We start from the raw sequence: 5,646 nt of genomic DNA on the forward strand, positions 1-5,646 counted from the left end.
AAGATCATCCACGCCGACGGCGAGTTTCAGGCATCCCAAAAGCTTGCCGATGCAGCGAAGGTCATCGCGTCACAACCTATGGCGCTCCAGTTACGGTATCTCCAGACGCTCGTTGAAGTGTCCGCAGAGAAAAACTCCACAACGATCTTTCCGGTTCCCATTGACCTCATTAAGCCGTTTCTCGACAGAATGGAGAGGAAGGACTGAGTCGTTAAAGGGGAACAGCCATTAGGGATTCAAGAAGAAGAGAAAAACAGAAATACGGTAACCGATTCAGGCTCCTCGTCTTACTGCTCATCGTCGGGGCACTCGTCTGGATCGCATTTGAGACTTATAAATACGTCTCCAACGAGGAGACCCCGGTAAGGTCGTTAGTCAAGTTCTTCCTCGACAAAGACCGCATGATGGCATTCCTGGATTCCCTCGGTCCGCTCTCCTTCGTCGGTTTCATTCTCCTTCAGGTGATACAGGTCGTTGCCGCTCCTATTCCCGGCGAAGTCACGGGTCTCCTGGGCGGCTTTCTCTACGGGCCTGTCCTCGGAATATTACTTTCGACTATCGGATTGACCATAGGCTCCTACATAGCCTTCGCGCTGGCGCGGGTATTCGGAAGGCCCTTTGTCGAAAAACTCGTCGACAGGAGAACCATGAGCCGGTTCGATTACCTCCTCCATCACAAAGGTGCATTTCTCGTCTTCCTGCTCTTCCTCATACCCGGATTCCCGAAGGACTACCTCTGCTATATCCTTGGTCTCGGACATCTCACGACAAGTGAGTTCCTCGTAATTGGCGGTACGGGCAGACTCTTCGGAACGATCCTCTTAACCCTCGGAGGTTCCTACATACGACACCACCAATACGTAAGATTCTTTCTTCTCGCCGGTGTTGCGATCATCGTTGTCTTCATCGCCCTGCTTTACAGGGACAGACTCGAGCGCCTGTTTAGAAAATGGCATATCATAAGTTACAAAAAGAAGAAGCGAAAGAAATCTGAGAGAAGTCGGTCTCTGTCAGAAGAAAAAGAAACCGGAATGACCCACCCCCCAAAAAAAATCTAGCCTTCTGTCTGACTTCATCATCACGTGAGCTCTATAGACACTCCCCGTGTCAACACCGCTAAAAAAGCCACTTCAGAGAGAAATATTTTTTAGTTGACTATTGGAAAAGAGTTTACTACAATTTTCTCAATAGTTACAGGCTGTTTAATAATATGTTGTGATATTCTTGTTTAAGATAGCCGAACTAATTATTAAATAAACTTCATCATACGAGGAGGATATCATGGATTTTTTTTCCGCCGACCCGAATCAGGAGATGAGACAGTTTAATCGAAAGCCATTTGTGACACCGATCGGTTATACCGTGAACATTCTTACATCAAGTGAAGAGAGAAAATTGAATCTCAGAGGGAGGACCATCGATATCAGTGACGTGGGTGTGGGCATCGAAACCGATCATCCTCTGGCACCGGGCCATACGCTCTTTTTTGATGATGAATCCGGTCTGCGGACTGGCGTTGTGAGGTGGTGCATGAAGCTTGACGATTCCTATCGTGCCGGGATAGTCATGACCGCTAAAAGAAAGCCCCGCGAACAGTACCGTGAAGAAAGGGGCCAGACCCTCTTTGTCCATGAGGAACGGGAACGGTATCATGAACTCCTCGACAGGGCAACAGAACAGTTTAATCGGGAGCTTGAGGACCTGGAGAGAAGATGCTCCGACCCTCAGGAAGATTCCGAGGATCTTTTCTCCTTGGTGAGCAGGTCTCTAACCACTGTATGTGAGGGTTGCGAAGAATTCGAACGGGGTGTTCGTTACGATAAAAGCGTGATTAAGGCCGCGCAGATGGGATTTCGTGAAAAGACAAATCCGATTCTCTCAAAAAGTTATTTTATCAACCGGGCACGCATATGGCCGCAGGGTTGTCAGGGTGATTACAAGACTCTTGAGGGAATCTATAAGAATACACCGATGTCGGAGGGCATCGGATATTATCTCGATCAATGTGCACTCTTCTCGGCGCTGGCTATAGGTGTGAGGGAGAGAATCATAATGCTTCGCGAGCTGTTGAAAGAAGAACTCTTGATCAGAGAAAATCCGAAGGTTCTTGACATTGCCTGCGGCTCATGCCGAGAGGTCTTCGAGCTTGCCGCTGATATCGAAAAATCAGGAGCTCATTTCACCTGCATCGATCTCGACTCCGAAGCCCTCACATATTCCCTCAACCGTATGTCCTATGCAGACCCGTCCGCAGGCGAAGTCGAATTTCTGAAATATAATGCGATCAGAATGTTCGACCATGAGCTGAATATAGAAGAGTTCGGGATGCAAGACATCATCTACAGTGTCGGATTTTTCGATTATCTCCCCGATGACTTCCTCGTGAAACTGCTCCATGCCCTTTATCAGCTTCTCAATCCGGGTGGAAAACTCATCATGTCGTTTAAGGATGCGAGTCTTTACAAGGCACAATTCTATCACTGGATCGTCGACTGGGACGGATTCCTCCAGCGCAACAAAGCGGATTTCGGCCGTCTGTTGTCTCTGGCAGGCATTCCCGAGACTGCGTTAACGGACAGAAGAGTCGAGTCAGATGTGATAATCTTTTATACGGCCACGAAATAGTTCACACTTGATCAGAGTATTGAAGAGTCCTTTCTTCGTATCAGCTGCCTTTGTTTATTGATAATCATTCAAAGAGTTTGATAGACTTAGGTTAATATCGCATGAAAGCATTGTCACTGCACGATAAGGTAGCCATTGTGACGGGCGGCTCAAGAGGGATAGGACGTTCGATAGTCCTCGCCCTAGCGAAGGAGGGAGCTGACTCAGCATTCACCTATCTCAACAACGAACCGGAAGCGATCTCCCTTGCCGATGAAGTAGTGAAGACTGGAAGGCGTGCGCTCCCGATAAGAATGGATGTGCGCGATTTTGAAGGATCCAAACTTCTTGTCGAAAAAGTCAGAACAGAGTTCGGAAAAATAGATTTCGCCATCAATAACGCCGGGATAACACGGGACAGGTCGCTCATGATGATGAGCAAGGACGACTGGTCCGATGTTATAGATACCGACCTCACGGGAGTATTCAATATGACGCGTGCAAGCATCATCACTTTTCTGAAACAGAAGAGCGGGGCGATCGTGAATGTCTCATCCCTCAGTGGAATTCACCCGCTTCCCGGACAGGTAAATTATGCCGCTGCTAAGGCCGGCATGATAGGGTTTACCAAATCCCTCGCAAAAGAAGTTGCTCCCTATAACGTCAGGGTCAATGCGGTTGCACCCGGATTCATCGATACCGACATGACGTCAAAACTGAGTGAGAAACAGAGGGCGAAGATGACGGATGTTATTCCCGTCGGCAGGTTCGGGGACCCGGAAGAAGTGGCACGTGCCGTAGTTTTCCTGCTCGATGATAAGTCCAAATATATCACGGGAGAGGTCATACAGATAGACGGAGGGCTCGGACTTGCGGGCTAACGATGGATAGAAGGATCGTCATCACCGGCGCAGGAGTCTTGTCACCCATAGGAATTAGGAAAGAGGCCTATTGGGACGCTCTCTACCACGGGAGGACAGGCTTTAAGCCTATAACGCTTTTTGATACATCCCCTGTTGGCGTCCATATAGCGGGCGAGATAAGTGATTTCGACCCTGTTTCATTTCTCGGCAAGAAGGGGCTCCGCGACCTTGACAGAAGCACGCGGCTGATTTGCTCCGCCGCCAGTCTCGCGCTCGATGACTCATCCGTTCCGGTCACCGATGAGACAACGCGTTCAATAGGCGTTACCATAGGGACGACCTTCGGCAGCATTCACAGCATCTCACAGTTTGACCGCTCCGGTCTCATTGAGGGACCCCGGTATGTGAATCCCTCACACTTTCCGAATACGGTGCTTAATTCTCCCGGAAGCCAGGTCTCGCTACGCTTTAACATTAAGGGGTTTAACACGACGATATCCACGGGGTTCTGCTCCGGTCTCGACGCTCTTTCCTATGCGGCAGACTTTATAAGACTGAAGCGGGCCGATATTGTCCTTGCGGGATCTGTAGAAGAATTGTGTGAAGAGACGGTTTCCGGGTTCTCTGCGCTCGGCTGTCTATCAGAAGTCCATGGCTCAGACCCGGTATGCTGTCCCTTTGATATGAGGAGAAAGGGCACGATTCTTTCCGAAGGAGCTGCCGTTCTCATCCTCGAAGATTCTGTCCATGCGGTTAGGAGGAATGTGCCTATCCTTGCTGAGGTGAAGGGGTATGGAAGTTCCTTTGAACCGACCGCAGCCAGAGGGTTTGACCGAGCGGGGAAAGGCCTGCGCGACGCGATTACCCTTGCACTGAAGGATGCATCTCTCGGCGTGGAGGACATCGAATACATATCTGCCTGCTCAAACTCGACGCAGGCGCTCGACAGAATGGAGACAAGAGTGATAAAAGAGGTTTTTGGGAACCGTGCCTCAGCGATCCCCGTGAGTTCGATAAAATCGATGGTGGGTGAGTCTTTCTCGGCTTCCGGCGCCCTCTCGCTCACAGCCGCAATCGGAGCATTACAGAAGGGATTCCTGCCTCCCACGATGAATTATTATGAGAGAGACCCCGAGTGCGACCTCGATTATGTGCCGAACGAGGCACGCCGGCGTGAGATTGACACAGCACTGGTGACCTCGGCTGATCCCTTTGGTCAAAACACGGCGGTCATCCTGGGCAGGTTCAAAGGGTGAGAGATGCAGCTTGATTTCGAGGAGATAAAGAAACTCATACCCCAGCGCTTCCCTTTTATTATGATAGATAAGGTGATAGATTTAGAGCCCGGTAAAAGGGCCGTATCAGTTAAAAATATCTCTGGCAACGACGTATTTTTCCTCGGCCATTTTCCGGAAAAGGCTATTTTCCCCGGAGCATTGATAATAGAGGCGATGGCGCAGTCGGCGATAGTCCTCTTCGCTGCTGCGAAGAATGATGCAGGAAGCGAAAGACAAACTCTTTATTATTTCGGCTCAGTCAAGGCTCGATTTCTCGATCCCGTAGTACCCGGAGACCAATTAAAGATAACCGTAGTTAATGTCAAGTCCTTGCCGACCGGTGCCTACGTTTCAGCGGAAGCGTCAGTCGATGGTAAGAAGGTATCAGAGGCCGATCTCGTATTCAGTGTGAAAGATGAATAAGAGAGTGGTGATAACAGGATTGGGGGTCGTTTCTTCGATCGGGATCGGCTGGAAGGAATTCTGGAACGGTCTCATTGAAGGCCGGTCAGGAATAAGTCCTGTCTCTTCGTTTGATACTTCGCAGCATTTCACCCATAATGGCGGTGAGGTGAGAAAGTTCTCTCCGGAAGAGTTTATTCCGAGCGAGCGAATCCCTCATATGAACCGTTCCTCGCAAATGGCCCTTTCCGCGGCTAAGCTTGCCATAGGGGATGCGGCTCTCTCCCCGGAAATATTAAGGAGTCATACCGTTGGGGTATCGTTCGGTACTACCTTAGGCGACGCCCAGACGATTGAAAGCATCGATACGCTGCTCATGAACCATGAGCCGGTAGACCAGCAGTTGATCAACCAGATCCCCACGCATGCGGCTCCGTCAGTAATAGCGAGGGAGTTTACCTGTACCGGTCCGAATGTCATGTTTTCCACAGCATGTTCCG

The 5,646-nt window shown here is 49.9% G+C and carries 7 protein-coding genes; all 7 read left to right on the forward strand.

Going from position 1 to position 5,646, the window contains the following annotated elements:
* Positions 1 to 207: slipin family protein (locus VEI96_12810; GenBank protein ID HXX58873.1), on the forward strand; the 207-nt coding region annotated here is incomplete at its 5' end.
* Positions 208 to 401: 194 nt separating this feature from the next.
* On the forward strand, positions 402 to 1,058 hold the full coding sequence (locus VEI96_12815) for a VTT domain-containing protein (GenBank protein ID HXX58874.1): 657 nt from the start codon (positions 402 to 404) through the stop codon (positions 1,056 to 1,058).
* 223 nt (positions 1,059 to 1,281) lie between these two features.
* Positions 1,282 to 2,625 carry a methyltransferase gene (locus VEI96_12820; protein HXX58875.1) on the forward strand — a complete coding sequence of 448 codons (1,344 nt, stop codon included), beginning with the start codon at positions 1,282 to 1,284 and terminating at the stop codon, positions 2,623 to 2,625.
* Positions 2,626 to 2,726: 101 nt separating this feature from the next.
* The gene (gene fabG, locus VEI96_12825; protein ID HXX58876.1) at positions 2,727 to 3,485 is read left to right on the forward strand and encodes a 3-oxoacyl-[acyl-carrier-protein] reductase; all 759 of its coding nucleotides are present in this window, start codon (positions 2,727 to 2,729) and stop codon (positions 3,483 to 3,485) included.
* Positions 3,486 to 3,487: 2 nt separating this feature from the next.
* Entirely contained in the window at positions 3,488 to 4,723 is a 1,236-nt protein-coding gene (locus tag VEI96_12830; protein ID HXX58877.1) for a beta-ketoacyl-[acyl-carrier-protein] synthase family protein, read from the forward strand.
* A 3-nt stretch (positions 4,724 to 4,726) separates the two neighbouring features.
* Entirely contained in the window at positions 4,727 to 5,167 is a 441-nt protein-coding gene (gene fabZ / locus VEI96_12835; protein ID HXX58878.1) for a 3-hydroxyacyl-ACP dehydratase FabZ, read from the forward strand.
* On the forward strand, positions 5,160 to 5,646 hold a 487-nt coding region (locus VEI96_12840; GenBank protein ID HXX58879.1), incomplete at its 3' end, for a beta-ketoacyl synthase N-terminal-like domain-containing protein. The genes fabZ and VEI96_12840, both read left to right, overlap by 8 nt.

It is taken from the genome of Thermodesulfovibrionales bacterium (assembly GCA_035622735.1).
GTDB lineage: Bacteria > Nitrospirota > Thermodesulfovibrionia > Thermodesulfovibrionales > UBA9159 > DASPUT01.